The sequence below is a fragment of the Acidovorax sp. KPB24-03 genome (assembly GCF_057546605.1).
Genome location: NZ_BAAJYR010000006.1, coordinates 12311 through 36995, shown reverse-complemented (window position 1 = coordinate 36995; position 24685 = coordinate 12311). Strand labels below are relative to the sequence as shown.

At 59.0% G+C, this 24685-nt stretch carries 35 protein-coding genes; 3 read left to right on the top strand and 32 right to left on the bottom strand.

The genetic code is table 11. The features are described 5' to 3' along the window. Positions 1–6 precede the first annotated feature (6 nt). From AC27KI_RS02330 to AC27KI_RS02315, 4 genes are all read right to left on the bottom strand, one after another. Positions 7–1056: a TRAP transporter substrate-binding protein gene (locus tag AC27KI_RS02330; RefSeq protein ID WP_487112409.1), complete on the bottom strand. Its 1050-nt coding sequence runs from the start codon at positions 1054–1056 to the stop codon at positions 7–9. Between the two features lie 14 nt (positions 1057–1070). Beyond that, the gene (locus AC27KI_RS02325) at positions 1071–2015 is read right to left on the bottom strand and encodes a hypothetical protein (RefSeq protein WP_487112407.1); all 945 of its coding nucleotides are present in this window, start codon (positions 2013–2015) and stop codon (positions 1071–1073) included. A gap of 632 nt (positions 2016–2647) precedes the next feature. Then, positions 2648–3214, bottom strand: coding sequence for a hypothetical protein (locus tag AC27KI_RS02320; RefSeq protein WP_487112405.1), 567 nt, complete (start codon positions 3212–3214; stop codon positions 2648–2650). 11 nt (positions 3215–3225) lie between these two features. Continuing rightward, positions 3226–3513 (bottom strand): hypothetical protein, encoded by a 288-nt coding sequence (locus AC27KI_RS02315; RefSeq protein WP_487112403.1) that lies wholly within the window; start codon positions 3511–3513, stop codon positions 3226–3228. Positions 3514–3937: 424 nt separating this feature from the next. On the opposite strand from AC27KI_RS02315, the gene AC27KI_RS02310 reads away from it, so the two are divergent. Continuing rightward, positions 3938–4363: a hypothetical protein gene (locus AC27KI_RS02310; RefSeq protein ID WP_487112401.1), complete on the top strand. Its 426-nt coding sequence runs from the start codon at positions 3938–3940 to the stop codon at positions 4361–4363. Between the two features lie 301 nt (positions 4364–4664). Beyond that, a complete protein-coding gene (locus AC27KI_RS02305; protein WP_487112399.1) occupies positions 4665–5216 on the top strand; it encodes a hypothetical protein in 552 nt (183 codons plus the stop codon). 10 nt (positions 5217–5226) lie between these two features. On the opposite strand, the gene AC27KI_RS02300 is transcribed toward AC27KI_RS02305, so the two are convergent. From AC27KI_RS02300 to AC27KI_RS02165, 28 genes are all read right to left on the bottom strand, one after another. Then, the gene (locus tag AC27KI_RS02300; protein ID WP_487112397.1) at positions 5227–5466 is read right to left on the bottom strand and encodes a hypothetical protein; all 240 of its coding nucleotides are present in this window, start codon (positions 5464–5466) and stop codon (positions 5227–5229) included. Between the two features lie 20 nt (positions 5467–5486). Beyond that, positions 5487–5765 (bottom strand): hypothetical protein, encoded by a 279-nt coding sequence (locus tag AC27KI_RS02295; protein WP_487112395.1) that lies wholly within the window; start codon positions 5763–5765, stop codon positions 5487–5489. A gap of 340 nt (positions 5766–6105) precedes the next feature. Next, a complete protein-coding gene (locus AC27KI_RS02290; protein WP_487112393.1) occupies positions 6106–6486 on the bottom strand; it encodes a hypothetical protein in 381 nt (126 codons plus the stop codon). A gap of 38 nt (positions 6487–6524) precedes the next feature. Then, positions 6525–8228: an AcrVA2 family anti-CRISPR protein gene (locus AC27KI_RS02285; protein ID WP_487112391.1), complete on the bottom strand. Its 1704-nt coding sequence runs from the start codon at positions 8226–8228 to the stop codon at positions 6525–6527. A gap of 28 nt (positions 8229–8256) precedes the next feature. Further along, positions 8257–8535: a hypothetical protein gene (locus AC27KI_RS02280; RefSeq protein ID WP_487112389.1), complete on the bottom strand. Its 279-nt coding sequence runs from the start codon at positions 8533–8535 to the stop codon at positions 8257–8259. 28 nt (positions 8536–8563) lie between these two features. Beyond that, entirely contained in the window at positions 8564–8722 is a 159-nt protein-coding gene (locus tag AC27KI_RS02275; protein ID WP_487112387.1) for a hypothetical protein, read from the bottom strand. 43 nt (positions 8723–8765) lie between these two features. Continuing rightward, positions 8766–9008, bottom strand: a complete 243-nt coding sequence (locus AC27KI_RS02270; protein ID WP_487112385.1) for a hypothetical protein — start codon at positions 9006–9008, stop codon at positions 8766–8768. Then, entirely contained in the window at positions 9008–9292 is a 285-nt protein-coding gene (locus AC27KI_RS02265; RefSeq protein ID WP_106448344.1) for a HigA family addiction module antitoxin, read from the bottom strand. Before AC27KI_RS02265 ends, AC27KI_RS02270 begins: the two co-directional genes overlap by 1 nt. A 9-nt stretch (positions 9293–9301) precedes the next feature. After that, entirely contained in the window at positions 9302–9580 is a 279-nt protein-coding gene (locus AC27KI_RS02260) for a type II toxin-antitoxin system RelE/ParE family toxin (protein ID WP_487112382.1), read from the bottom strand. 44 nt (positions 9581–9624) lie between these two features. Continuing rightward, entirely contained in the window at positions 9625–10176 is a 552-nt protein-coding gene (locus tag AC27KI_RS02255) for a tyrosine-type recombinase/integrase (protein WP_487112380.1), read from the bottom strand. 289 nt (positions 10177–10465) lie between these two features. Beyond that, positions 10466–12802: a DEAD/DEAH box helicase family protein gene (locus AC27KI_RS02250; RefSeq protein WP_487112378.1), complete on the bottom strand. Its 2337-nt coding sequence runs from the start codon at positions 12800–12802 to the stop codon at positions 10466–10468. A gap of 92 nt (positions 12803–12894) precedes the next feature. Further along, entirely contained in the window at positions 12895–13536 is a 642-nt protein-coding gene (locus tag AC27KI_RS02245) for a hypothetical protein (RefSeq protein ID WP_487112376.1), read from the bottom strand. After that, positions 13529–13819 (bottom strand): hypothetical protein, encoded by a 291-nt coding sequence (locus tag AC27KI_RS02240; RefSeq protein WP_487112374.1) that lies wholly within the window; start codon positions 13817–13819, stop codon positions 13529–13531. The genes AC27KI_RS02245 and AC27KI_RS02240 overlap by 8 nt, the downstream gene beginning before the upstream one ends. Before the next feature lie 118 nt (positions 13820–13937). After that, positions 13938–14378, bottom strand: coding sequence for a hypothetical protein (locus AC27KI_RS02235; protein ID WP_487112372.1), 441 nt, complete (start codon positions 14376–14378; stop codon positions 13938–13940). Between the two features lie 108 nt (positions 14379–14486). Beyond that, on the bottom strand, positions 14487–14717 hold the full coding sequence (locus AC27KI_RS02230; RefSeq protein WP_487112370.1) for a hypothetical protein: 231 nt from the start codon (positions 14715–14717) through the stop codon (positions 14487–14489). A gap of 13 nt (positions 14718–14730) precedes the next feature. Then, positions 14731–15042 carry a hypothetical protein gene (locus AC27KI_RS02225; protein ID WP_487112368.1) on the bottom strand — a complete coding sequence of 104 codons (312 nt, stop codon included), beginning with the start codon at positions 15040–15042 and terminating at the stop codon, positions 14731–14733. A 124-nt stretch (positions 15043–15166) separates the two neighbouring features. After that, complete coding sequence (locus AC27KI_RS02220; RefSeq protein ID WP_284402794.1) at positions 15167–15580, bottom strand: hypothetical protein; 414 nt, start codon at positions 15578–15580, stop codon at positions 15167–15169. 260 nt (positions 15581–15840) lie between these two features. Next, positions 15841–16278 (bottom strand): hypothetical protein, encoded by a 438-nt coding sequence (locus AC27KI_RS02215; RefSeq protein WP_284402793.1) that lies wholly within the window; start codon positions 16276–16278, stop codon positions 15841–15843. A 223-nt stretch (positions 16279–16501) separates the two neighbouring features. Beyond that, positions 16502–17626 (bottom strand): DUF6094 domain-containing protein, encoded by a 1125-nt coding sequence (locus AC27KI_RS02210; RefSeq protein WP_487112365.1) that lies wholly within the window; start codon positions 17624–17626, stop codon positions 16502–16504. Between the two features lie 128 nt (positions 17627–17754). Beyond that, the gene (locus tag AC27KI_RS02205) at positions 17755–18243 is read right to left on the bottom strand and encodes a DUF7673 family protein (RefSeq protein WP_272552844.1); all 489 of its coding nucleotides are present in this window, start codon (positions 18241–18243) and stop codon (positions 17755–17757) included. A gap of 15 nt (positions 18244–18258) precedes the next feature. Then, positions 18259–18543 (bottom strand): hypothetical protein, encoded by a 285-nt coding sequence (locus tag AC27KI_RS02200; protein WP_284414810.1) that lies wholly within the window; start codon positions 18541–18543, stop codon positions 18259–18261. Between the two features lie 78 nt (positions 18544–18621). Continuing rightward, positions 18622–18942 carry a hypothetical protein gene (locus AC27KI_RS02195; RefSeq protein ID WP_487112362.1) on the bottom strand — a complete coding sequence of 107 codons (321 nt, stop codon included), beginning with the start codon at positions 18940–18942 and terminating at the stop codon, positions 18622–18624. Between the two features lie 231 nt (positions 18943–19173). Then, on the bottom strand, positions 19174–19485 hold the full coding sequence (locus AC27KI_RS02190; protein WP_487112360.1) for a hypothetical protein: 312 nt from the start codon (positions 19483–19485) through the stop codon (positions 19174–19176). 111 nt (positions 19486–19596) lie between these two features. Then, positions 19597–20013 carry a hypothetical protein gene (locus AC27KI_RS02185; RefSeq protein WP_487112358.1) on the bottom strand — a complete coding sequence of 139 codons (417 nt, stop codon included), beginning with the start codon at positions 20011–20013 and terminating at the stop codon, positions 19597–19599. Between the two features lie 528 nt (positions 20014–20541). Then, positions 20542–21156, bottom strand: coding sequence for a DUF3275 family protein (locus AC27KI_RS02180; protein ID WP_487112356.1), 615 nt, complete (start codon positions 21154–21156; stop codon positions 20542–20544). 365 nt (positions 21157–21521) lie between these two features. Then, on the bottom strand, positions 21522–21788 hold the full coding sequence (locus AC27KI_RS02175; RefSeq protein WP_175537852.1) for a hypothetical protein: 267 nt from the start codon (positions 21786–21788) through the stop codon (positions 21522–21524). 17 nt (positions 21789–21805) lie between these two features. After that, positions 21806–22039: a hypothetical protein gene (locus AC27KI_RS02170; protein WP_487112354.1), complete on the bottom strand. Its 234-nt coding sequence runs from the start codon at positions 22037–22039 to the stop codon at positions 21806–21808. 130 nt (positions 22040–22169) lie between these two features. Continuing rightward, positions 22170–22928 carry a DUF3577 domain-containing protein gene (locus tag AC27KI_RS02165; RefSeq protein ID WP_487112352.1) on the bottom strand — a complete coding sequence of 253 codons (759 nt, stop codon included), beginning with the start codon at positions 22926–22928 and terminating at the stop codon, positions 22170–22172. A gap of 333 nt (positions 22929–23261) precedes the next feature. On the opposite strand from AC27KI_RS02165, the gene AC27KI_RS02160 reads away from it, so the two are divergent. Next, positions 23262–24176 (top strand): DNA-binding protein, encoded by a 915-nt coding sequence (locus AC27KI_RS02160; RefSeq protein WP_487112350.1) that lies wholly within the window; start codon positions 23262–23264, stop codon positions 24174–24176. The last annotated feature ends 509 nt before the right edge of the window (positions 24177–24685 follow it).

Genomic DNA, 24685 nt, shown 5'->3' with positions numbered 1-24685 from the left:
TCTCGCCTATTTGGGAGTTGTCGTGCTTCCGTTTGCGAAATACGGGATTAGCATCCGGTTGCCCTCGGCGCCGGTCTCTCGAAGGTACTCGAGCGAAAACTTCTCCCCGATGCGCCGCAGCTCGTTGCGCAGCTCGGGCTCGGGCGTGTCCACCTTGATGCCCTTGCTCGTCAACTCCGCCATCGAGACCGTGGATACCGCTTCGCTGGCCATCCAGCCGCGCTTTTGCGCTTCATCTGCCGCCGCCATCACAGTCTTGCGGTTGGCCTCGGAAAGTGCGGCCCACTTGGCCTTATTGGCGATCACGATGTTCTTCGGGTACCAGCCTCGGGCGTTGTAGAAATACTTCGCCGGCCCCTCCCACAATTTGGAGTCCACGCCGGTCGCGGGCGATGTGAACATAGCGTCTAGCCGCTGGTCCTTGAAGGCCGCGCCGATGGCCTGCGTAGGCACGTCGACGGGCGTAGCGTCCATGAGTTGGGCCAGGCGCACCGTGCTGGGGTTGTAGGTGCGCATCTTCGACCCGCGCAGATCAGCGATGCTTCGCACTGGGCGGGTGGTGAACAAGCCCTGGGCCGGCCAGGGCACGGCGTAAAGGATCACCAGGCCCTGCTTGTCCAGAGTCTCCTGCAGGATTGGGCGCTGAGCATTCCACAGCCGTAAAGCATCGTCGTAGCTCTGGGCGATGAAGGGGATGGCGTCCGCGCCGGCGATCCGGGTGTCGCTGGCCATGGAACTGAGAAGGACCTCTCCCGCAGCCAGATCTCCGGAGCGGACTTTGCCCACGATCTCGGATGGACTGGCGGCAATCCCGTCGGTGCGCACCTCGATGACCAGGCCGCCCTTGGTCCGGTCATTCACGTTCTGCGCGAATTGGCGCAGGTTAACGCCATGAAAAAGCTCCTTTGGGTAGCCCGAGGCCAGCGTCCATGTGTTCTGCGGAGCCTGAGCGGCCACGGGCTGCACGATGGCGCAAGCCACTGCTGCAATCAGCAGACTGGCAGCCAATCGACAGAGCGTTTTTTCTGAGATGGCTGTGTGGATAGGAGATTTCATCGCGGTTCCCTTGACTATTTCTTCGATGCAATGGCACTCGCTTGCAACTTTCCATGGCGCACAAGACGTGATTCAATTCCTCCTAGGTTGCGCGCGTGGAGATTCGCCAATTCATAGAGCGTCGCCCCTGCATCGAATGCGCACAGCAAACGCTGATCCTCATCCTTGGACCAGCGTTGACCGTTCATGTGTGGCCGCGCGCTTGGTGCATCGGCAGAAAGTATTCCCGGACTTTTCAGACTGACGCCTCCAGCGAGTTTCTCGAAAATTTCCTGTGATTTGGAAGCAGTAATTTCTTTACCTCCCAAAAGATCGTCTGGCAAGAATTCTGGCGATTGAATTTTCTTTAATAGACGCGCATTACTCAACTGATAGCCATCAAATTGCCGAACCTTCCACTGTGCATCAGCAGTTGATGCAATCTGCCTGGCAGCGCGCGAAGCCCAACGCCCCTCTCCAGGCAGCAACCAGCCGGCGCCCCTGGCAGAATCTGTCCATGCGCGCTCTTGTGCATACATTCTCGATCTGCCCAGCACCTTTTCTAAAACAGCAACATACACTTCAACGCGTCGGGACCGCGCCCATGCAAATAGTTCAGACGATGTGCGTCCTGCGGATCGGGTGCGCTGTGACAACAAGTAATGCTCCTCCATTCGAGCAGAAAAGTTGGTAGTGCATCCTATATAACAGGCTCTTTCCTGAGATGGAGCAATCGCTACTAGAGCGTATATCCAGCCTAGTACGGTCGCCTCTCCCAAATCAAAACGGAAGCGAAAGCGGCTCGTTGGCGTTTTGATCGTGAAAAAATCTTCACCAGAGCGAATAATCGACCAGCCTTGCTTAGCGATGGCAGCCTCAAGCTCTGCGCTAGTGCGAATGGCATCTGTGCGAATTAGTCCAGCTAATCTCTGGAACTGCTCATTACTGCGCTCCCGAAAATGCCGTCCTGCAAGGCTCATTGCTTTCCTTGATGATCATTAAAAAACCGTGCGGCCCGCGTTTCACTAGTTCCTCCTAGGCGCCACGAAGGTATGACCCGTTTGGCCCTTGGAATTTGAACGTCCAGCTGGCTTCCCTCCACACCACAGTCTCTTTGATTGCCTTGGATCGGTTCTGGTAATAGCCGACTTCTAACGAACCATCACCGTTGACTTGAAAGACGTATCCAGGGATCGAGCTACCAATAGTGATCCATTGACCGACCATTACTGCTGGGGATTGAGATGACATCAGAATACCGTTCATTCAGAACGTTTGCTTGGATCCTGATGAGAATGATGGCCTTCATCACGGATGCCTCCATTGCAGTTGGTTGCGCTCCGCCCCTCATGAAATGACCGCCCCAAAACGTCCACTACTTTCTCAACCCTACCTGTAGCTCGTCCCACCGTATGCACTGCGCCCACTGTGACGCGACCTGCGGTTCGGCCAACGCCGCGCGCTTTGCGACCGAGAAGATAGGCAATTCGGGGATTGGTGGCCACGCGCCAAACGCGCCATAGAAACATCGCGACTCCGATGACAAAACATAGCCCTAGCACCATTGTCCATCGATCTTCATTCATCATCAAATGCCTCCAGGCTCTTTCCTTCAACTCAACTTCCTGAGTGCAGAGCTAGACAATTCTTCGAGAAGATCGTGGCAGAAGGACACCTCGGATTGACCGGATCGCCCGCGCTGCACGTTGTGTTCCCGCTCGATGACAACCATTTGGCGTACCCGTTTTTCCACCCCGGCAACCTCATCGCTGAGATCGTCAAGTGCGTCGCGAGCCCTCCCAAGCCTGACAAAGGCACGCCGGGCTTTGTCTTCAATCTCAACCCAAGCAGCCGCTCCCTCTTGTGCCCCATAGTGGTCACGAATCGCTTTTAGACGTGTGCGAAAGGCCTCGATCTCGGAATCGACATGCGCTCGTGTTTTGAGTTGATGGCCGTCTCGGGGCCCGTCAGACTGCTGCCAAGCCTCGACAAGTCGCGTCAGGTAGTAGGGAGGAATGTCTCGCGGCACTTGAGACAGCACCAAATCACCATCATTCGAGTAAATATCCGCAGGATCGGTTTCGTCCTTGTGATCTGCGAGAGAGTGCATCCCTCGCTGCGCAAGGATGGCCTCACATTCTGGCGAAAGCGCTTCAATGTGACGTTCAATTTTTGCCATTCTTTTTTCCCTTAGTTTGATGCAGGCACTAGGTCGACGATTTGAGGCCCGATCTCCCCTACTTGGTGTCCAGTCAAGGCCACAAACGAGATGATCGCCTTGTAGGTTCCAACTGGCGGCACACCACCAAGTCTCTCCCTAAGTTCCTTCGGAAAATTCAGTTCGCCCACAGTGGAAACGTTGCCGGCGTCATCAAGCAAAAAACAGTCTGCAGTGTGCCACTCGTAAGGCTTCTGGCTATCTCTTGCAATGCCAGATCTGACCGGGTTGATCTTCACGATCTGCAGTGTGGTGCACATGGCTTTCCTCTACTTGGTTTTGCTATCCACCAGCTTGATCATTTTCGCCTGACAGTCTTGGCAGCGCTGCGCTTCAGGCGTTGCTCACGTTCTGCGTCTGCGATGAGCATTCATCACTTCGTCCCAAGTGGGGCGGGTGGACTCTGGCTCGCCTATTCCTTGGGTCGTGTTCAAATTGGCCTCTGCCTCGCAGCGGACGCACTTTTCGCTGACATCAACGCCGTCTCGAAACTCCGTGCGACCGGATTCAACCCATTTGTGACCCCACACTAAGCACCAGAAAATAGGCTTCATCGACTTCTTTCCTATATGCCCTGGGTTGCACCTTTGAGCGCGCGTACTGCACGCCTACAGCGCCCTCGATCGCTGCAGGCAATCTAAGATCATAGACGCGGCCCAATTGCCGCCATAGGGAGAAACTGCCTTGGCACTGACAGACGATCTTCGAAAATTACTCAACCTCTCGCATGCTATTGCCTGGCAAGGTGCGGGGATCGCTGGTAAAAAACCGGACGAGCCAGGTTTGGTCTCGGCATTCCTCGATCCCCAAATCCAAAATGGATTACAGACCGTCTTCCAGGTCGCTCTGGGCACGAGCGCCAACGCTCGGATCGACAGTATCTTCACGCACAAAACGCCTCAGGTGAGACCTGCGGGGATGACACCAGTGGAGATTGGGGATCTGCTCCTGATACGGCAGCATTTCAATACCAGTAACGGCAGCGCTCAGGGAAAGGCGCTGCTCTTTCAAGCCAAAAAAAAATGTGAACGCCAGCAGTGGGACTTTCACGAAGCCCAAAGACATAATCCAGTACGCCCTGTACCGAAACTGGCCACCGTTTCATGGTGAGACACGCTTACGCGCAACGCCTGATGCAGCTGCGCCACTCCCGACGCCAGCGCCATCCCCTTGGGACTTCAACCAGAGCAATCCAGGCGGCAGGTTCGGCCAGTATCTGGCCGTATTCGAAGGCCAGGCACACACGTTCTCCCCTCCAAATGGCATCGGCCAGGAGACGTCTCTGTTCTCGGGCTCCAACTACTCTCCTCTCGGTGCAGGGCAACCACCGCCCTCCAAGACAACATGGGCGAATGGACCTGTGCTGCCGGGGGCTGCGCTACAGGAGGTCGTGTGCCCAGAAGATTTCGCCGTGACCCTCGGGGAGTTTTTCATGGGGAAGATTGGCGAGTTATTTGTATCTGGCCTTAGGGTGTCAAGCAACGACCACTGGTCACGGTTCATCAACACCATGTTGGGTGAAGCGGCAAAGGCCGACTACACCTTCCACTCCAGGCGCACCAACATCACGCAACCGACCAGTCGTTCCGCCACAATCAACGCATTCATGGCCATTCAACCCATGCTGAAAATTGCGGTGATGCGGGAGGTGGGCGAGTATGTAGCTGACCTTGATGACGGCGGTCTACCGAATTTCGAGCACGAGCCGCACTTCTTCCACCTTGCAGCCAACAAATCGCCCTTCATTGCCGATTTACACGCTCTAGACAGGAATTTGCGAAGGCGCATCAAACAAGGTGAGGACACGCCAGGAGGTCAACAAGGCGAAGGGCCGCCTCGGAGCCCCGAGGAACCACTACGTTTCAGCAATGGTGAAGATGGTGAGCATGTGCCGATACTCTCCATTGCGACATCGGGGTCAGAACCATTTTGGGAGGAAGCGGTCGACAGGCCACGTGATTGAGTTTCACCTACTACCTGCAGGATCTCAGCCCTTGGGCGATGTCAATAGGCCCTGTTCCACACTTCAGGATGTCAGCGATGCGGTCAAGCGTGTCCCGCTGGAGGTTGTGTGCTCCACGCGCCCGCCATTCGAGGTACACGGCCAGCCCGATCAAGTTAGGCTGCTGCTCAGTCTTCTGCCACAGCAAGTAGTTCAACCTGATCGAGACGATGAGAGCCAGCACTAGCGCAGCCAGCATGATGTAGATCATTGCTTGCTTCCCGCTTTCCTTCAGTTGATCCGCGTTCGGTATGCGATTCGCGTTTTCTCTGGCTGCTCCAGTTCAATGCCGACAACAGGGCGACACATTACGTCTGGTCGATAGCCGGGTTCAAGAAGGAGAAGAGCTTCAGCTTCCGCGACCTTGTGCTGTGCCTCATCCCAAGTCAGATTGAAGTGCAACGGCAGATTGGCTGAATGGCGCTTGCTGCCTAAACCCTCGCTGCGGTAGACCGTGTATCGGGCCACTTGGCGCCAGGCAGATCTCAGCAAGTCCAATTCGAGCGTCATTCCGTGCTTTCCTTGAATACTCAATGCCCTGGCCGCCGAGCGAGGCCCGTCGACACAGCTTCTTCTCCATGTTGCTCTGCCAGGAACCTCTGGAACAACTGCAATCCGGTGGCGTCCCCATCGAGAACCCAGGTCTCGTGTTGGCAGGCACCACAGTGCGCAGCTCCCGCCAGCCGCATGCCCTCCAAACCACGTACATCCATAGCCTGAATGTCCGTTAGATCGGCCTGACAGTTGTTGCACTTCACAGAATCCGGGAACAGGCCCCGTGCGCGCTCAATCGCCTCTGCAACGCGCTGTTCCGGTGTTCCTCTCCGCTTCGCTTGTCCCATAGTCTTTCCTAGCCTTGGTTAGAGCTGCTGCCCTGACCAGGCTTCTCTATGAGCATCGCCAGGCCTTGCAGCACGCTCACGATATCTTGAAGTCGGAACCACTGGTCTAGCGGCCGATCCTTGGCCGCCTCCGTCGCAATCCCTTCGTGTTCCAGCGCAATACGTGCAGCTTTCAAAGCGCGCGGGATTCCCACTGCGGCGGTTACGGCGGGAGTGATCAGTTGCTGGTAGCGAGCTTCGAAAGCCCTGTACTCAGAGTCGTCGTGAAGGATGACACCCATCGGGGTATATCCGAGTAAGTCATCGCAAACCGCCAAGAATGGGTCTTCTGCCATCTCACTTGCAATCCTTGCGTGAGTCTCCAGAATCTTCTCGTCTGTAAATTTCATCGTCTTTCCTCTCAGAGTTCTCTTCAATTGACTATGAATTAGGACACGAGGTAGAGGTGCCCAAACTCTGCCTCTTCTTTCTCCTTTGCGCCCACCAGCATAGGCATCATCCAGATCAGCTTGCGCAAGGATCGCCCCTGCCCGTGCACCTGGTTGCGCCAGTGCCCCCTGCGCCAGTGTGTCGCCTTTCCGCCAACAGTCGTCGCGGCCATGTTCAGGCGATCTCGCTGTTCTGCGATGCGCTTGCCGCAAATGTGGACCGGAACATAGCCCAAGGCGGATAGCTTGGAACGTGCACGGGCTTGTTCCTTCCCCACCCCGGAGACCGCCTTCTTCAACAGGGTCTCAGGCGTGCCAGCAGGCCAAGCAGTATCAATGTCGTCTGGGTAGGCGGCGACGTAGCAGAGCGCGTTTACGACCAACTGGATAGCGGCCTTGTAGGCAGGGAACCGCTGCAGGGTGATCTCTTCACGGACATTAGCCATCTTGGGGCCGATATCTACCAGATCCAGGTCCTTGGGGACTTCGTGCCCGTTCGCAGCCGCCTGGGCTTGGATCTCCTGGGTGATGTTTCCTCCAGCTCTCCCCTTCGACTTACCGAATGCAGCGAGGTGCGTCGCGAGTACGGTGTCGATGGCAGTGGCCAGGTCCATGGTTCGGAACTCGCCCACGAAGTCCTGGCTGAACTCCGGTTCGGGGCGGACGTACCACTTTTCAGAATCCGCGTGATCCTTTGGAACGGCGGTGATGGTGATGCGCAGGTCCCCCACCTCACCGCGCTGCTCGACGTAGGCGCCGTCCACCAGCCAACCTGGCTCAAGCTCCAGTTCAGCCTGCGGACCGAAGTGGACATATTGAGAGGCGTATGGCATTCGAATCGTGTTCAGCGGAATGTCGTCAATGTCGGTCTTCGACAGCATCTCCATGAGGCTTTGCGGGAAGTCCATGATCTGTCTGCCGGCCTGCACGAATCGACCATACGCGGTGCACAGAGTCTGCTCAGCGTCGATGACTAGCGTCGGCCCTGGGCCATCAAGGGTCAGACGCCGGGGGTGGTTCATACCTTTGGCATTGAGTTCCCGCACGACATGCCCCATTGATTCGTTGAGCTGATCAATGGTCATGAATCCAGTGTGAGGATCTACCCTCTGCCGGAACATCTTGCCAATCGTCTCTGCATAGGTGCGAGTGGCCTTGTAGCGCTCTGGGTGGTAGCGGTACATCGGTGGCTCGGCTCGTTCATTCGGTTTCTGCGAGCATTCGTAGAGGGCAAGGCCGAACAGGTCTGCCACCAGAACGTAGGCCATCACGGGGTCTTCGACGGGTTGCGTCCAACGATCCCACACGACGCGTCCAACACGCTTGTCCTGCCAGCCGAGTTCCATGGTGACATCGGGACCGTGGTTGGTGACCTTCAGGTAGTTAAGGTAGTCGCTCTTCCCCTCCAAAAACTCATCAAGGTGTTCCAAGGACTCCACTACCTTGAAGAACAGCGCATCTTGCTCTTCGGTGGCGTACCAATTGAACAGCCTTTGAAGCTGCTCGTCACCACCGTGAATATCCAGCGGTGGGTCCATCTCAAAGAGGGCAGCGTATGCCTTTCCGAGCGCCGCGACCTTTTGCGGGCTGATCTGGATTTGACGGGTGTACGCCTTCAAGTCGGGGTTGTAGCGCTCACCAAAAAGTGCTTTTGCACTTTCGATATCCATTGGCCCGCCTTTTGGCTGACGTTGTTGCGACATATGTCGGTCTCCAGCATTCCTTCCTTGTTCAGTGCCAGGGGGCGCCAGCGTCGCGTGGACCAGGGATGCACGCGGCTTCGCCTTCCTCTTCGTCCATGCCCTGGATCACCTCATCCATCGTGTACACGTGGATGTCCTGCTCTGGGTGAGCGCGCTTGAAGTCATAGGCCTTGTCGCCAAAGCCCATGCACAGCACCTTGTTCGTGTTCACGTCCACGGCGGCCGCCATGTGGTCGGGCTGTCCGTCCTGCACGCGGTACACACTGCCGTTGCGCTCAGCCCAGCGTGCTGCTTGGCGAATGCTCATCTGACTCATATGCAGCTCCAGACCTCAGTTAGGCAAAAAGACGCGCTGCGGCCATGTACTGCTTGCGCTTCATATCCAGTTCACGAGCCCACTCCAGCTTGCCGGCCATACGGTAAGAAACCGCCTGCTGGTTCAGATTGCGAGCACGACGTACGCATTCGCTCTTGGACAAGGTGGTGGGCTTCATGGCTTCTGGCTTCCGCAGCGATGTGAAGTCTCCATATTGCCGTTTATATAAACGATGTCAAGTCTTTTTTTACTCGCGTGTTGGCGGCGATCAGTGCAAGATTCACCACGGCCTTGTTTGTGGCCCCGTACCCGCTCGCGAGCAGCTCGTTCAGGGCAGCACTGCCCTCGGCATCCAGGTCCACGAGCAACCGCTTGCCCTTGGCTTCCGCCAGGCGCTCAAGGTGCGCCTTCGCGCGCTCAGTGCGCGTCGTATCACCTTGGGGGGCCTTTTTCTTCGCGGCCATCACGCAGGAACCACAGTGATGCGATGAATGCGCGGACGCTTCGCCTTGCTGGCCTGGTACAGGTCGTACTGCATCTGCATGCCCGCCCAGAGTTCAGGACTCGTTCCAAACGCGCTTGCCAGGCGAAAAGCCATGTCAGGGGAAATTCCCGAATGCCCGGAGACGATGCGTGTCAGCGTGACGCGGTTCACGCCGAGCTGCTGGGCCGCGTCCGTTACGGTTACCTCTCCAAGGTATTCGCGCAGGACTTCGCCGGGGTGCGGAGGGTTGTGCATCTTGGTCATGTCTTTCTCTCAGTGGTAGTCCAGGTAGTCCACCAATACAGCGTCGGTTCCGTCGAAGGTGAAAACCATGCGCCAGTTGCCATTCACGGTGACGGCCCAATGCCCTTTTAGGCCACCTTTCAATGGGTGAAGCGCCCAAGCAGGAGCCGACATATCTTCGGGCTTGGCTGCCTGGTTGAGGGCCGCCAGTTGCAAACGCAGCCGAGGGGCGTGTGCAGCTTGAATGCCCGCCTTGCTCCCTGTCTCAAAATACCGCTGCAGCCCTTTGTGCCTGAAGCTCTTGATCATTGTCGACATTGTAGTGTGTAGCGCATCGCGCATCAACGGAGCAATCAAACCGCCTCGGAAAACATCGCCTGCAGCGTGGCCTGGTCAACATCCACGTAGCGCTGCGAGCAATCGATACTGGTGTGCCCAAGAAGCTGTGCCACGGTCTCCATGTCGCCCGTGGTAGCCAGCACCTTGCTGGCGAACGTGCGGCGTCCTGAATGGCTGGAACCACCCTTGATGCCAGCGCGCTGGTACAGCTTGGTCACATGGGCTTGCAATGAGTCACAAGCGCGGTACTCGCGGCGCTCTCCCGCCTCAAGTACTCGCCGTTTGGTGTTCTGCGACATGCCGTCGCCCCGGCCGCTGTAGATCAGCGGCTGCTGTGGTATCAGCCCCCTGTATGGGCCTGGGCCGAGCACGGTACCGATACAGCGCTCGATCCGGTACTGCAAGTAGCTGTCCAGGGCCTGAATCGCGGGTTTGGATGCAAGGTATGCGCATCGCTGGCGACACCCCTTGGTGATCGCCTCGCGCATGCTGATTTCGCTGCGCAGCTTGCCCGAGGCGTGCATCACATCGGCCACGGTCAGGCGCGAAATCTCGGTGATGCGCATGCCACAGTGGTGACCCAACATGAGCACAAGAACGTCGCGTTCTGGGTAGCGTGACGTGCCCTGGGTGATTGCCCTTGGTGAAGGGTCTTGGCGCGTGTAATGTCCTGCATGCAGCTCTCTGTAATTCGATGGGGTTGACGAAATGCAGAGAGGGAACCGCGTGGGCTCTTTTTCGATCATATCCCGCGCCGTTCCTCAACATCAAGGAAAGTTGGGCGCCACTCGGCAAGCGCGCCAATAGAAAAGCCCTGCCCCGCAAACCGGGACAGGGCTTTCAGGAGCCGGCCCGTCAATCGGCCAGCAGTTTCTTGGCGAGGGCCACCTCGATGCTGTCTCCCGCATCGTTGAGCACGTCCAGGCCTGAGTCGGGCATGTCGCCTGACGTCGATTGCGACACCGCTATCTTCTTGGCCATCAACCGCAAGCAGTCCATCTGGGTGCTGCCGGCATAACCCAAAAAGATCACCGTCACCGCCAACTTCTGCCCGATCCGCCAGGAGCGCCTGGCCGCCTGCTGGACGGTATAGACGTTGTAGCCGCTCTGCATGAACACGATGGTCGGGAACTCCAGCAGGTCCAAGCCAGTTTTCACCAACTCGGGATTGCAGATGAGCAAGTCGATGCCCTTCTCTACCTGGTCGGCCACCCAGTCCTCACGGCGGGCGGCATCCACGCTGGCGCGCAGCACGCCCACCTTGAAGCCATGCATTTCCAGCAGCGTCTTCAAGCGCGCTGTCGTGTCGCGGGTGCCCGAATACACCGAATAAACCAACACCCTGCGCCCCTGTGCCTTCTCTTGCTGGCAGATCCTCAGCAACTCCAACTCTTTTGGAGCAAGTTCGCTGTCGGCAAAAACCGCCGGTTGAACAGCCAGCGTCGCGCGCGTTCTCGGGTGCTTGACCGTCTCCGTGCGAAAACAGCAGTCTGGCCAGGCCAGCAGCACGTTCATCACGACGCCCAGCAAGGTGCTGTCCTTCATGGCCAGCGCCTGCTTGAGGGCACTGACCAAGACCCTGGTCAAACGCTCATAAGCATCCTTCTGCACTTCGCCCATCGGCACCTCGATGAACTGCTCCTGGTAGGGAGGCAGCACCTTCTGGCCGATGTCTCGCAACTTGAGGAACACCGTGACGGGCAGCACGTACCGCATGATGCCGACCGGGCCAAAGCCCGGCGCCTTGCTGGTGCGTACCGTCATCTGCTTGGCCTTGGCCGTCCGGTGGGAGGTGCCACTGGACTCCTTGTACACGTCCTTCAAGATGCCGTGCTCGCGCATGAAGCCCATGGCGGCGGGCCCCATCGAGCCGCTCTTGGATGGCTTGAAACCGTCCTCGATCAGACTTGCCGGGTTCAGGCGCCACAGCAGGTGGAACAGGTCGTCAGCGTAGCCGCCCATCAGCGTGCCGGTCAGCAGCAGTGTCTTTCGACACTGGCTGGCCAGCACACCCATGGCCTGGCCCTGTGCAGAGCCCTCGTTCTTGTACTCATGGCCCTCATCCACGACCAGCAAGCCAAAGTAGCCGCGGGGCAGATAGCGCTTCACGAACTCGGTGGCCTGATACCCGCCCTCGCCGATGCTGAACTCGAAGTTGGCCAGCGAGCGCTCCATGCGCGTGGCCTGCCGATCACTGAACACCAGCTCGCCATTGCCGTCCATGAGGTTCAGGAACTCGTACACGTTGTCGCCCAACATGGCGCCCAATGCGTCTTCGCCAAAGATGCCCAGCAATTTGCGGGCGGTTTTCTCTCCGATGGTCGGCATCTGCTTGAGCGCGCCCAGCACCAGGTCGTGCATCGACTGGATCGGCCGACCCGATCGCATCAGCGTCCACAGTGAACTTCCGCAGTGATCGCACTTGCCTCGCCGGTCTCCCAGGCTGACCATTGCCAGTTCCGCAGAGATGGGCATCGGATGACCTTCGCCGTCGTCGCGCGTGATTGGCGTGAGGCAATCGGGGCACGCTGCTACAACGAGTACCTGGTCATGCACCTTCTGATGCCGTGTGACGAACGCAGGTTTCCAATGGAAGCCCATGCGCATCCTCACCCGGCCCAACACAAAGAACTCAGGCTGGCTGGTCTTGAGGCCCAGGGATTTGCGGAGCATCAGCAGCTTTCGCAGCGTGTCCGGACCATTGAGCACCCACACCTTGGCGTCAGGCACCGTCTCGCGGATCTCGCGCCGCCACTTGTACACAAGGTGCGGCGGCGAGATCACCAGCGTGCGCGGATGTGTGCGCTGCAGCAGCGCGGCCGCGCAGATGGCCATCATGGTCTTTCCTGTGCCCATTTCCGCATTGATGACGGCAGCGGGTTGATCGTGATCGACCAAGAGCTTGACGGCGGCATGAACCGCGTCGGCCTGGGCCTTGAAGGGCTTGCGCTTGAGCGAGTCAAGAATGCTTTGCCGGGCTTGCCAGGCACCCTGCCCTTCATCTCGTGCCGGATCGTAGATCGGCGGGTTCTGTGAGCGCACCTGGGCCAGCAGCCCGTCGCCAAACTCTTCGATGAAGTTGGCCAGGGCCATGTTGTCGAAGCCGTCCTGGGTCAAGGGTTGGGCAGCATCAGCTGCAGGAGTGGAAGGAACTGCAGGGATTTCTGCAAGAGAGGCATTGACGGTTTGCATAGAGGTTCTCCTTGAACGAAAAAATGCGGAGAACCAGCGGGGGGCCAGTTCCCCGCGCGGGTTGCAAAGTGAGTGGCCGGATGGCCACGGGATCAGAGAGTCAAGGTGCGGTTCTTCAAGCCATCCTTGATGAAGCCGACGAAGTGATCCGTCAGGCTCACGCGAACAGCCTGTACAGGGCCAATGGCGGGATAGATCGCGTCACCCAAGGCCTGCGTGGCGTGCTTGTTTTCACACCAGGTCAGCAAGGGTTGCCGCCAGTGGTCCAGCAATGCGACGGGAGATAGCCCGACGATGGTCTTCCACACACGATCCTGCAGCGTCACGTTGGTCACGGGACCGCCGTCGAAAGACGCTTTTGCGCCGCCCTCCTGGTGCAACACCCAGGCGATCCGATTGGCGCGGTCAGGCTGCTGCAGACGCTTGTCGAACACCCACATCTGGCTCAACGGACCGAACAGGTTCTGCCTGGGCAACCTGCCGGCATGCTTGGTGAGGCGGTCGGTGCCGCCCACGTCCACCGGATGTCGCTCGCCGGCGGCGTTCACCAGGTGAAAGCGTTGCACGCCCCGCTCCTGGTCACCCAGCTCCATCGCTGCGATGAACTGCATGATGGAGCCGTCCCGGCCGTAGATTGATAGGAACATGAATTGGCCTTCGCTGTCTCTCAGGCACGCGTCCACGAAGATCTCTGGGAACTCCTCGATGCGGTAGAGCCCGTTGGAATCAGCCATGCGCGTCACCTCCCTGCGCTGATGCAGCCTCGGGCACCCAAAGCCATGCGGCAATCCACACGCCACCCGATGCTGGTGCCACGAAAGGCTCATCATCGATTTCAATGTCGTTGTCCGATGGCTGTGCATAGATCGCTCTTGCACGCTCGATTTCTTGCGAGAAGGCGATCCTGTCGCCGCGTAGCTCATGCAGATGAAGGCCGAGCTCCGTGACGCATTCGGCCAGGCCGGATGTGCACCAGCTGGCGATGGTGGCCTGCGCCAGTTCCTCGATCCTCAGCATGGCGAGAGTCCTGTGTTGTCCATGGATTCACTCCTTGAAAAAGAAGCGGGTCCAAGCCTTTTCAGGACTGGACCCGCAAGGGTTGTTGAAAGACAGTGACCACCGAAGTGGCTTCGTTTCAAAGTGGTGGGTTCATTTGCGCATTCGCCGCGATGCCGCACTCGTGCTCCATCCGCTCAATATCTGCAGGCGTCAACGGTTCGCGCTTGATCAGGTTCACGACGAGGAAATGGCGATCACCACCCATGTCCAGGAAGAAGCCGAAGCTGCTGTCCTCACCGAAGGTCAACTCGATCTCCTGGTCGATCACTGCGATCCGCCGTGCGCTGGCCGTCACCATGAATGAGGGCGTGCGATCACCCCCTTCCAGGTTGATTTGCTCCAGTTCGCAGTAGTCCACCGACACCTCGTCGGCCGCCCAGATGGCTTTGAACAGCCGAGCCTTTCCGGTCTTGCTGGTCTTGGCACATAGGGGGCAGGAACCGAGTTGCCCGGCTTCCAGTTCACATTCGCAAAAATGGCAGAAATTGGCGCCCGATACGGGCACTGCGTTAGTCATATTTGACTCCTTCAGGAAAAAGGCGCGAGGCAGTCCCGTGCAGGGCCTGGCCCCGCACGGGTGGTGGAAATGTTCAGCCGACCTCAGTCGGCTGCATCAAGCTGGGGATCAGTCCCAGCCATAGTTGGCTTGCATCTTTTGCCGTACTTCCCCAGCAGCTGCGACCCATACCTCTCCATTGATGAATGGGCTGTCGAAGGTTGCGGGATCGGCTTGGCTGACGGCTTCGGCATACTTTCTGATCGCCTCCACGATGAGCAGCTGCACCACCGCGCCGTAACGGCTGTACTCCATCATCTCGACGACCAGCTCCACGTTGGTCAGCGGCTTTTCTGGCATGGCAACGCCGCCCTCAATACTCCGAAGGCAACAGCAGCGTGGTTACGCTGCGGTCGCACTCGGTGATGATCCAGACGGTGGTGTTCCCTTCGAGCTGGTAGGCCGAAAGGATGCGGTTGCCAAGGCGCACAGCCTGGTCGTTCAGTCGGCGATCGTCTTCACAGAGATCACCCCAGTCGCCCAGCAGATGCCGGCGCAAAAGCACATAGGGGTTCAGCCGGCCGCCGGCGACCAGGGCGTTCACAACTTGCGTCATCACGGTCGATCCCAATGGGAATCGGGGCAAGCATTGCGCCGCTTGCGGCGCTTCGTACACAGCGTTCATGGACTTCTCCAAAAATGGGGAAACCGCCCCTTGAGGAAGCGGTGTTCCCCAAGGGTTGATGAAAGGGCTGCGGCAGCAGCCGCGGTTTGAATGCGCCGGCCGAAGCCGGTCAGCACAAGGCCGTTCAGCGAGCGATGGCGCTCGGTGCGTGGACAACCGGCTGCGTGGGCTCTGCGACGTCAAGCTGCGGAGCCTCCGTCTCGGCTTGCACCTGGGCCGCGTAGTGCAACTGCGCTGCCTGGCGGATGGCATCGATCTGGCGCAGGGCCATCTCGTGCTGCTGCGCCACCACTTTTTCGGTGATGCGCGGCGGCTGCGTGGTCACGATGCGGGTGGAGAAATCTCCGCACCCAGTGCCCAAACCCATGGCATGGGTCTGGTAGCCGGCAGCATTGACGCTCCAGCACGCAGCGCTGGTCAGCAGCCCGCCACCGATCTGGCGACGGGATGTGCGGATGACCAGCTCGCGCCGTTCATCCAGGGGGACGACCGTCTTGGCATTCCAGCCATCGCGGTCCTTGTAGATCTTCGTTTCCATGGTGGTTCTCTCCTGCAAAAAGGCGTGAAGCCACCCCCTGCAGGGCGAGGCCCCACAGGGTTGATGAAAAGGTTTTGACGAGAACTCCACTTGGCTGATCGCCCAAGCGGGCACGTTTTCAGAGTTGAACGTGCCTTAAACCATTGGTGATTGGTTCAAATGGTTTCCCACAAAGGCCATGGGTCCGGCCGCTGTGGGAACCCATTTGCATGGGTTCTGGCCTTGTCCAGGACAAGGAAAGAGGCGCTGCGCGCCGGGTATCAGGGCCTGTAGGCCTCGCGGTGCATTTGCCTCACGCGCCGGAAAAGCACGCGCCGCATACGCCGCAAAAACATACGCACGGTCGGGTTGACCAGCACATAGATCCCGAGCCCGATCTGTCGATACACGTTTCGGGCAATGGCCAGTGCGGGATGCACTGGCTGGAGGTTTTCCATGCGCTGCAACTCGGCCATGGCACGCTCGTGCTGCCAGGCGACCGCAATGCTTTCCGTCATCGACGGCGGCATCCTGGTGTTGGCCAGGCAGGTCCAGGTGCTTTGCTCGTAGGCCGCATCGTCCCGGCAAAGCCAGGTGATGAGGCGACCGTCATAGTCCAGCCGCGTCTCCAGCCACAACGCGACCCGTTGGTCGGTCAGTCCTTCGCTGGTAGCCACGCAGTGGCCGTTCATGCGGCGGTACTCGGTGTTGATGAACATTTCTTTCCTTTGCGGAGAAACATGAAGCCATCCCCTGTGGGTAGGCCCCACAGGGTTGATGAATTGGTTTTGACAAGAACTCCATCTGCTGATCGCAGACGGGCACGTTTTCAGAGTTGAACGTGCCTGAAACCATTGATGAATGGTGCAAATGGTTTCCCGCAACGGCCGTCTTTGCGGCCGCTGTGGGAACCCATCTGGTGGGTTCTTTGAGATGCGTGCGTCAGCTGATCCGCACGACCTGTCCCAACCGGTGGTCCGGCGTGAACTCGATGGCGTTGATGATCGGAACGAACTTGTCCAGCATGACGATCGTCTCGCTGACCTTGCCCTTGTCGTCCACTTCGGTCGTGACCATGCGCTCCTTCTTCTTGAAGGTGTCGCCCTTGATGAGGAACGTGCGCCCGGTAGCGGAGCGGATGCAGCCCGTGACCTGGCCAGCTGCCAGCGCAAGCGCCAGATGCCATTGGGTCATGTCGCGCAGCGGTCTGCGGTGGGAGCCACGCGCTTGATTGAAGCAAGCCTCGAAGTTCGGCCACAGCAGGCCGTTGCGATGCTTTTGCAGTTCGTCAGCCAGTTGCTCGGCATCCATGCGCACTGCATGGAAGACCATCTCACTGCCCTCCTGGATCGGCGGCACCTGGTATGGCGTGTCGAGCCATTCCTCTGGCAATGTTTGATGGGCCAGTTCCCCGGCCTGGGCTTGCGCGAGCATGTCCAGCACATCCTTGCGGGGATGGCCCGGCCGGCATTTCGTGCCGAAGATCACACACTGTTTGAACTCTTGCTCCGGCGCCATGAAGAACCGCAGATCCTGGAAGTTGCGTGCCAGGTAGGTGCGAATCTCGTTGTCGAGTGCGTAGAACGGAGCGATGTACACGAGGATGCCGCCGAGCATGAGCAACGGGGCAGTCTTCTTGAGAAACGTGCGCTCCAAGCGCTCAGCCTTTTCACGATCGCTATCCGCATCGCTGCGGTTGGCAGAGTCCTTGACGCCATACCCATAAGGTGGGTTCAAGTACAGCAGTCCGATGGACCTGGGTTTGATCACCGCATCGTGGATGTCAGCGTGCAGCACGCGGTCCAAGATGGTCTTTGCGTGCCACGCACGCTCGCGGTCGAACTCCACACCCAAGGTCTCAATGGTCGGACCTGTGCCACTGTCAAACTGCATGCCGTGGCGTAGGTCTGCTAGCGCGGCGCCTTCACCGCAACACGGGTCGAGCAGTCGCATGGGCCGATCGCAAGGGGTGATGAAACGCTGAATGCGAGCGAGGGTTTCATCGTCGGTCGGGAAGTACCCGTTCTTCACGAAATTGCGCGCCAGGCGCGAGAACATCAATGCCATGGGCACATCTCCTTCAAATGAGGGACGGAGATGCCCCGGTGGGGCATGGCCCCGTCCGGGTAGTTGATAAATGGCACAAGGGCCATGGGCCCAAGCTCGCACGAATGCAAGCCGGGGCGCAACGGGTTTCAGCCTTTGCGAGGTGGGGAACGATGCGTGAGCACGTCCTTGATGCCCCAACGAGCGATCATGGTGGCCCACAGGACTTCGCCGTTGTCGAAGTAGTGCGGGACATCCTGCTTGCGCAGTCGGCAGTCCATATGGAGTACCGCGATCACGTGCGCGTATAGCGACTCATCGAGCCACCGCAGATCGTTGAGGTTGAAGGCAAACAGGTCGCCGTTGTACAGACCCGCGAGAAAGCAGGCGATGTACCGGGCGTGCCTGGCCTCACCTTGCGCGATCCGCAGCAGGACCTTTAAGGACTCGACTCCACGCTGCTCCAGCTGATACCTGTCCTCGTCCGAAGGCGGGGAAAAGTACATCTCCATGAGCTTACGTGGCGGTTTCTCGCTCTTGATGCGCAGCGCATTCACGAATTCTTCATAGACCTTGAAGAAGGCCTCTTCCGAACCCGTGGGTACATGCACCATCACGACGGTGTGCTTGTTCGACATGGCACGCCCTCCCGCTCAGGCGGCTCTGCGCTGTTGCGCAGGAGCCAGCCATTGACGTTGCACGAGCAGGTGGACCAGCGACTCTGGCAAGTCGGCCCGCAAGGCCGGTTGCATGAAGCAGCTGCGCACCAGCGTGAGCATGGAGCATCTCTGGCCTGGCGCATGGCGTTCACGCGCCAGGATCAGCTTGTCGCACTCCGGTGCAGGTGCTGCAGTCAGCCACTGTCGCAGTACAGCGTGAAATAGCTGGCGCTGCTCTTGTGCCAATCGGGGAAGCACGGGGGAAAAATGGGAAATCATGATCGTCTCCAAGAAAAATGGGGACGACCGAAACCCTGCGGGGACGGTAGTCCCCAGCGGGTTTAAAGAAGAAGTGACCTACAGCAGTTTGATGACTGCCGTCGTGATCACGATGGTGAGGCCGGAAAAGCCGAAGAAGCTGGTGATGATCCAGCGGGTTTGATCGACCACGCTTCTCTGGAGGCGGACCTCCATTTCGGCACTGGCGCGCAGCAGACGTGTTTCCAGCTCGGAACCATCTACTTTGGTGAAGAGCTTGTCGCGCATCTCTGCGCGAATCTCATCCGTGCCGGCGTGAATGGCTGACTCGAACTGCCGCTCGACCTTGCGCGCCGTGTCCGGGGGAATCCCGGCGCCGGTGAGCGCTTCGTACAAGCCCAGTTCGATGGTGGATGGCATGCTCAAAAGTTTACTCCTTTGCAAGAAAACTGCGAGCACGTTCCCTTGCGGGCCGTGGTCCCGCAGGGGTGGATGGATGAAGAAATGAACTCGGATCGCTCACGCGGCCCTGGCACGTTTTCAGAGTTGAACGTGCCTGCTCGAAACCATTTTTGGTTTGACTCAAATGGTTTCCCTCATCAGCCGAACTGCGGCTGTTGGGGGAACCCATCTGGGTTCCGTAGGGATCGATCACGACCAGACAGGTTCGGCTTCAGCCCATCGAATCGCTTCCTCAATGCCTGCCTGATCCGCTGTGCTGGCCGCTGCGCACACATCGTCCGACAGGCCGAGTATGTAAAAGCCGGTGCAGTTCTGCGGTGTGGAGAAACATCGGTCTTTGGCGATAACCAATAGTGTGCTTCCCACCACCGCTTCGCCGTGGCGCATCAGGAGCGCCGCCACTTGCGTGCGCGCTTGTTTGGTCAATGGAACAGGGAACTGAGGCGCTTCCCTGTGAAGGCGTGCCAGCTCGTTAATTCCGCCACGATTCGTGTCGTACATGTCGTCTCCGATAAAAGATGGGGACGACCGGAACCCTGCAGGGATCGATGTCCCCGATGGGTTGATAAAGAGAACTGCACTCGTCCCGAATTCGCGGCCCGGGCGACTGGATCATTCGAGTGCCGCGAACTCCGTCACCGCTTCTACGGGTGTTCGCCCCAAGTCAAAACGCTCTTCGAACCAGTCGGAGCGGTCATCCACAACATCGGAAGGACGCCCCAAAGTGCGCAGATGCCCGCGTGCTTCCGCGTTCCATGCATAGAGACGGTCGCTGCGCTCCTGTGCCGATCGTTCTTCTTCAAATCGAGCCTCGATATCGCTAACAAGCGCATGCAATGCAGGATCGTTTTCGCCGACGCGGCGGTAGTGATCCACCATTTGTCTGAACGCCGTGAAGTGCGCCTCATCCGTGGTCGTCAACCGCGATAAGCCAACGGGATGGGTGCCACCGCTGTGTAACGCCATGACAACATCACGCAGCCAATAGGCGGTGCTGTAATGCCCAAGCACTTTGGCACGATGGGTCATGAAAGGTGACTGGGTAGTTATTCTTTTGCTCCTTGTAGAAAGACCGAGAGCGCGAACCCCCTCGCAGGGCATTGGCGCCCGCAGTGGGTTGATAGAAAGGACTGCACTCGGACTGCTTGCGCGGCCTGGCACGTTTTCAGAGTTGAACGCGCCTGCTTGAAACCATCGTTTCGGTTGGATGGAAATGGTTTCCCTCATCAGCCATGTACCGGCTGCTGGGGGAACCCCTCTTTCGGATTCCACTGGCTTGGAATGAGTCTTGAACGGATACCTCCTCGCTGCGGTATGGACGGGCCCGTTAGGGCCTGTCGTGTTGCGCAGGCGGGCCACCGCGAGTGAAGGTCCAGGTGGCCGAGTAATGGCGCGGTGAACGCATGGGTTCTTCCGCAAAGCCGCGGCACATCAGGTTGCCGCCACCCAGTTGAGAGCAGAGTCCGTGCTGCAAGCAGCGAAGGGCTGTCCCTTGGGCTCCTAGAGCGGCCAAGGGACAGCCCTCCTGAAGGGCGGCCTGTTGGAACGTCGCGGAGATCAGCGCTTGGCGAACCAGGTCTGCAGCTTGGGATCGAAGTCGTACCCTTGCTTGCGCAGCCATGCGGCCTGGGACCGCAGCAAAGCCCGGTCCACCGTGGGATCGAGCTTCAGCGGATCTGCGCGCTCAATGGCTTCGAGAAGGTCCGCATCGAACAATCCTTCGTCCACGGCTTCGACTGACTCTGGGGCCGGCGCAGGTCGGGGTTTCTTGAAATCGTCCCAACGCTTGTCGGCGTTCTTTGTGACTCCCCTGCCCTGTTCCTTGGTTGACTCGGAGGGTTTGGGCTGGACCTTGACGGGTGTGGGCTCGTCCAGTGGATCGAGTTCAGTGGGTGTGCGGTCGGCGGGAAGTCGGTCCTGGGAGACGACTTGCAGGTCATGCAAACGGGCACGGATTTCCGTGACTCCCTTGCCGAAAGAGATGTACTGCGACAGGTAGATCTCGCTGACCCACACGGTGGCTCTGTATTCCCCTTCCTCGAACTGGTCGAGGAGCGGGTCTTTTACCTTGAATTCTCCAAAATTCGTGGTGAGGTCCGCGATGCAAAAGGCGCCGTTGCGGCTCTGGCGGATTTTCTTGATCCGCAAAGTCGCGTCGTCAACTCTGATCATTTGCTGGTGGTCTTTCGCGATGTGCGCGGGCCACCGTCCACCCGCGGGGAGACGGGTCCCGGCGGGTATAGAAAAGAAAGCACCGCACCTGCCGAGGCAGGTGGGATGCAGTGGGCTTTGAATGTCTGACAGGCTTGCGACCTGGCAGGCTGGGCACTAGCGGACTTTTGAGGTGTGCGATTCAGCGGTCCATGCCGACAGGAACCCCAGCTCCGAAGAGCGTGCACGCTTCAGGGGTTGACGTGCCTCATGTGCTGGCGAACCAGCTCCGGTTATTCCAGTGGTACCGGTAAACACTCGCAAAACGGTGCAAAGCATACGCGCTTTTGAAGGCGAGTCAAACTCGCCCTCGCACTTTCCGTGCATCAGTGCATAGACGTTTCGTCGGTTTGAGGCTCGCTCCGACATTTGGGAGACGCAACGGCAGCTTTCACCTGTTCATCGCGTTCGATCAGCCAATCTGGCTCGGCACCAGGCAGCAGTTTCTCGACGCACTTTCGCTGTGCGAACCACGCGATGGCCAAAGCCTGGTACTCGATCTCTTGAGGCGTCTGACCTTCGTCGAGCATGCGCTGTACAGCGGTGCTCAATGCGTCATTGATCTCTCGCAACTCGTCGGGGGTGAAGTTCATGTCAAGCATTTGCATCATCAGGGTTCCTGCTTTTGGGTCCAGTTGCCGTCCTGCAGGGCCTGCCGGGCGAGTTCGTCGGTCCGAAAGTATTCGTTGGACTCCCGAGAGAGGCCGTCTTCACCGGCGGTGCCGACGTAGTAGCCACGCTGTGATTGCAGAACCTGCAGGGGCAGGAGCTTGCCGCACCACTCTTTGGCCAAATGTCCCTGGAGAGTGGGTGCTGTGCTGGAGACGGTAGTAGCTTGGTTCATGGTGTATGCCTTTCGTGAAAAAAAGGGACACCTGCCCCCACTGGGGATCGGTGGTCCCCAGGGGATGGAAGAAAAAAGAAAACCCCCTTGCCTGCAACGCAGGTTCAGGGGTTTGAGGGCTTATGGCGAATCAGGCAGGGGTGGAATCGACGGTCCTGCGGACAGCCCTTCCCGTTGCATAGCCCGCGTTGTACGCTGCATTTCCTTGAGGAGGTGCAGCGGGTGGGCGGGCAGCCTGTGGGTGCCGTGGTGGAGCCGGTGGGCGGTTCACTGGGCCACGTTGTTGGCGTGGCTGCTGGGCAGCGTGCTGCGCGGAGCGCTCTGCAGGCCGTGCCGCCGGCGCTGGCGCCGGTTGCTCCAGCCTTTGCTCTTGCTCTTGCTCTGGCTCGTGCCACTCTTGATCGCCCCCCTCCCCTTGCGACGGTTCGTCGTAACCGGGTTGCAGGTCGTCTTGAGGTGCATCCGCCTCACGGCGGTACACGTTCTCGCCGTCGATGGTGATGCTGTTGATCAGAAGCAGGCGCCCCTTGATGAGGGTAGCCATCTCCTTTTGACCCGTCTTGCGACGGTTCTGATCCAGCACATCGCGTTCGTACAGGTGAGGGTAGATGTCGCCGATCCGAAAGGACACGACGACCTTGCGCTGTTCCCGAACATCGACCCCCAGTCTTTCGACCATGTCGATGGCTTCGTCCCCACTGACCCGAAGATCGAAGTAGGTGTAGTCAGGTTTGTCTGCATTTCCACGCAAGGCGGAAATGCTGCATGCCAGAAAGGTGTCGGCACGGCGGCCGCCATTCTTGGTTTCAACCCAGCGGACGCGGTTGAGGTAACCGATGCCGTTGGTATGCAGATTGAAATAGTCGTTGCCTTGGGTGGTTGCAGTCATGGTGATTTCCAAAAAGATGAACTTGAGGAAATCACGCACCCAACCCACAGCCTTGCGGCAGAGGACAGGGAAACATGATTTCCCTGTCCGGGTTACGAGGATGAAGGTACTCCGGAATCGACCTTGGGGGGCGATTCGCGCGCCTGTCAGGAGTTGAGGCGCTTCGTGGTGCCTTGCGGCGGTTCACGGTGCGAACGTTATTCAAACCGACCTTGATTGTCAAGATGCCTCTGCGCGCTGAGGCATCCAGCCGTGCGCAGGCTAAAAATACCATCAGTTGTATTTTGTAGTATCGTACAATCTACAACATACAAACAACCACGGGAGCACCTAATGGCAGCGATTACCAAAGAGCGGATTTTTGCGGTAGCGGACGAGTTGGACGCGGCGGGCGCCAGTCCCACCCTGGCGGCGGTGCGCAAGCAACTGGGCAGTGGGAGCTTCACGACCATCTCCGAGGCGATGGTGGAGTGGCGCGCCCGGCAGACTGCGCGAAAGACGCCTGCCGTGGAGCCGGCGCCGCAGGCGTTCACCGACAAGCTCGGGGAGTTGGCGGGCGACCTGTGGTCCCTGGCCCTGGAGACGGCCAACGGCCGGCTGGCCGCGGAGAGACATAACCTGGAAGTCGTGCGCGACCAGGCGCAGGCTGCGCGCCTCGAGGCGGAGGAGTTGGCCAACGCGCTCGCTGCAGAACTGGATGAGGCCAAGGCCCGAAGCGACGCCTTCCAGGAACTGCTGGCCACGTCGAGGGCCGAGGCTGACGATCTACGGAACAAGCTGACGGTGGCGAATGCGAGCGCGGCCCAGGCGGATGCCCGTGCCGGCGAACTGCGCACCGAACTGGATCGCGCCCATGGCGACGCCCAGCAAGCGCGGGCCGAGCGCGACAAGGCCCAGGCCCTGGTCGAGGCCCATGCCGCACAGATCGAAGGCCTGCGCACCGAGTTGGCCGGGGCGACGAGCCGCACGACGGAGATCCAGCGGCGGGCCGATGAACTGCGTGCGGATCTCGAGCGGGCCCATCTGTCGACCGATCAGGCGCGCACGGAGTTGGCCAAGCTGCAGGCCGGCGCGGAGGTGGCGGCCCAGCTGCACCAGGAGCAGCGCAAGACCCTCGCTGCCGAGGCTCTGCGCCAAGCCGAGCGGCTGACAGCGGCCCAGGCCGAGCGCGACCAAGCACGGGAGGAAGCCGCTACGCTGCGCGGCCGCCTTGAAGCCCTGGCATCGCATCCCCGTTCAAAGACGTAATCATCGGTAGCAAAGCTGCCATGAGATCTGCGGGCATCGCAATGGTCAGTGAGTCAACTGCGTATGCCGGGCGCACCAGAACACTGAGTCCATTCCGATCTAACCACTCCGCCGGCACCAATGACAGCTCGCCAGCCGCACCGTCCAGGAGCCCTTCTAGCGCAGAACTCGGCCAAGAGCGAGCTGTGGCGTCAGATGAAAGCGGGCGCACACCGTTCGAGTTAAGCCTCATCGGTTATGCGGGGCGCGTGCGGCAGAGCATTGGCTGGGTGGACTCGAACCACTCCGTAGCGGAGTTACTCATGTCTTTCTGAGGACTGTGAATCTGTCACGTGCCCTTATCTTCATTGCTGATATTTGATTTGCAACTTCTTCAGTCGAAATTTCATTTTCTATAAATGATCTAAATTTATCGACAATCCATTTGCATTGCAATTCATCCGTTTCTTTCACATCGAATCCGAGACGTTCTACTTTAAAACATGCGAGGCTGTATTTCTCTGCGCACT

What these genes read in the sequence shown, in the direction of transcription:
- AC27KI_RS02330 (WP_487112409.1), bottom strand. Translation starts at nt 1,056, where the DNA reads ATGAAATCTCCTATCCACACAGCCATCTCAGAAAAAACGCTCTGTCGA.
- AC27KI_RS02325 (WP_487112407.1), bottom strand. Translation starts at nt 2,015, where the DNA reads ATGAGCCTTGCAGGACGGCATTTTCGGGAGCGCAGTAATGAGCAGTTC.
- AC27KI_RS02320 (WP_487112405.1), bottom strand. Translation starts at nt 3,214, where the DNA reads ATGGCAAAAATTGAACGTCACATTGAAGCGCTTTCGCCAGAATGTGAG.
- AC27KI_RS02315 (WP_487112403.1), bottom strand. Translation starts at nt 3,513, where the DNA reads ATGTGCACCACACTGCAGATCGTGAAGATCAACCCGGTCAGATCTGGC.
- AC27KI_RS02300 (WP_487112397.1), bottom strand. Translation starts at nt 5,466, where the DNA reads ATGATCTACATCATGCTGGCTGCGCTAGTGCTGGCTCTCATCGTCTCG.
- AC27KI_RS02295 (WP_487112395.1), bottom strand. Translation starts at nt 5,765, where the DNA reads ATGACGCTCGAATTGGACTTGCTGAGATCTGCCTGGCGCCAAGTGGCC.
- AC27KI_RS02290 (WP_487112393.1), bottom strand. Translation starts at nt 6,486, where the DNA reads ATGAAATTTACAGACGAGAAGATTCTGGAGACTCACGCAAGGATTGCA.
- AC27KI_RS02285 (WP_487112391.1), bottom strand. Translation starts at nt 8,228, where the DNA reads ATGTCGCAACAACGTCAGCCAAAAGGCGGGCCAATGGATATCGAAAGT.
- AC27KI_RS02280 (WP_487112389.1), bottom strand. Translation starts at nt 8,535, where the DNA reads ATGAGCATTCGCCAAGCAGCACGCTGGGCTGAGCGCAACGGCAGTGTG.
- AC27KI_RS02275 (WP_487112387.1), bottom strand. Translation starts at nt 8,722, where the DNA reads ATGAAGCCCACCACCTTGTCCAAGAGCGAATGCGTACGTCGTGCTCGC.
- AC27KI_RS02270 (WP_487112385.1), bottom strand. Translation starts at nt 9,008, where the DNA reads ATGGCCGCGAAGAAAAAGGCCCCCCAAGGTGATACGACGCGCACTGAG.
- AC27KI_RS02265 (WP_106448344.1), bottom strand. Translation starts at nt 9,292, where the DNA reads ATGACCAAGATGCACAACCCTCCGCACCCCGGCGAAGTCCTGCGCGAA.
- AC27KI_RS02260 (WP_487112382.1), bottom strand. Translation starts at nt 9,580, where the DNA reads ATGATCAAGAGCTTCAGGCACAAAGGGCTGCAGCGGTATTTTGAGACA.
- AC27KI_RS02255 (WP_487112380.1), bottom strand. Translation starts at nt 10,176, where the DNA reads ATGCGCATCACCGAGATTTCGCGCCTGACCGTGGCCGATGTGATGCAC.
- AC27KI_RS02250 (WP_487112378.1), bottom strand. Translation starts at nt 12,802, where the DNA reads ATGCAAACCGTCAATGCCTCTCTTGCAGAAATCCCTGCAGTTCCTTCC.
- AC27KI_RS02245 (WP_487112376.1), bottom strand. Translation starts at nt 13,536, where the DNA reads ATGGCTGATTCCAACGGGCTCTACCGCATCGAGGAGTTCCCAGAGATC.
- AC27KI_RS02240 (WP_487112374.1), bottom strand. Translation starts at nt 13,819, where the DNA reads ATGCTGAGGATCGAGGAACTGGCGCAGGCCACCATCGCCAGCTGGTGC.
- AC27KI_RS02235 (WP_487112372.1), bottom strand. Translation starts at nt 14,378, where the DNA reads ATGACTAACGCAGTGCCCGTATCGGGCGCCAATTTCTGCCATTTTTGC.
- AC27KI_RS02230 (WP_487112370.1), bottom strand. Translation starts at nt 14,717, where the DNA reads ATGCCAGAAAAGCCGCTGACCAACGTGGAGCTGGTCGTCGAGATGATG.
- AC27KI_RS02225 (WP_487112368.1), bottom strand. Translation starts at nt 15,042, where the DNA reads ATGAACGCTGTGTACGAAGCGCCGCAAGCGGCGCAATGCTTGCCCCGA.
- AC27KI_RS02220 (WP_284402794.1), bottom strand. Translation starts at nt 15,580, where the DNA reads ATGGAAACGAAGATCTACAAGGACCGCGATGGCTGGAATGCCAAGACG.
- AC27KI_RS02215 (WP_284402793.1), bottom strand. Translation starts at nt 16,278, where the DNA reads ATGTTCATCAACACCGAGTACCGCCGCATGAACGGCCACTGCGTGGCT.
- AC27KI_RS02210 (WP_487112365.1), bottom strand. Translation starts at nt 17,626, where the DNA reads ATGGCATTGATGTTCTCGCGCCTGGCGCGCAATTTCGTGAAGAACGGG.
- AC27KI_RS02205 (WP_272552844.1), bottom strand. Translation starts at nt 18,243, where the DNA reads ATGTCGAACAAGCACACCGTCGTGATGGTGCATGTACCCACGGGTTCG.
- AC27KI_RS02200 (WP_284414810.1), bottom strand. Translation starts at nt 18,543, where the DNA reads ATGATTTCCCATTTTTCCCCCGTGCTTCCCCGATTGGCACAAGAGCAG.
- AC27KI_RS02195 (WP_487112362.1), bottom strand. Translation starts at nt 18,942, where the DNA reads ATGCCATCCACCATCGAACTGGGCTTGTACGAAGCGCTCACCGGCGCC.
- AC27KI_RS02190 (WP_487112360.1), bottom strand. Translation starts at nt 19,485, where the DNA reads ATGTACGACACGAATCGTGGCGGAATTAACGAGCTGGCACGCCTTCAC.
- AC27KI_RS02185 (WP_487112358.1), bottom strand. Translation starts at nt 20,013, where the DNA reads ATGACCCATCGTGCCAAAGTGCTTGGGCATTACAGCACCGCCTATTGG.
- AC27KI_RS02180 (WP_487112356.1), bottom strand. Translation starts at nt 21,156, where the DNA reads ATGATCAGAGTTGACGACGCGACTTTGCGGATCAAGAAAATCCGCCAG.
- AC27KI_RS02175 (WP_175537852.1), bottom strand. Translation starts at nt 21,788, where the DNA reads ATGAACTTCACCCCCGACGAGTTGCGAGAGATCAATGACGCATTGAGC.
- AC27KI_RS02170 (WP_487112354.1), bottom strand. Translation starts at nt 22,039, where the DNA reads ATGAACCAAGCTACTACCGTCTCCAGCACAGCACCCACTCTCCAGGGA.
- AC27KI_RS02165 (WP_487112352.1), bottom strand. Translation starts at nt 22,928, where the DNA reads ATGACTGCAACCACCCAAGGCAACGACTATTTCAATCTGCATACCAAC.
- AC27KI_RS02160 (WP_487112350.1), top strand. Translation starts at nt 23,262, where the DNA reads ATGGCAGCGATTACCAAAGAGCGGATTTTTGCGGTAGCGGACGAGTTG.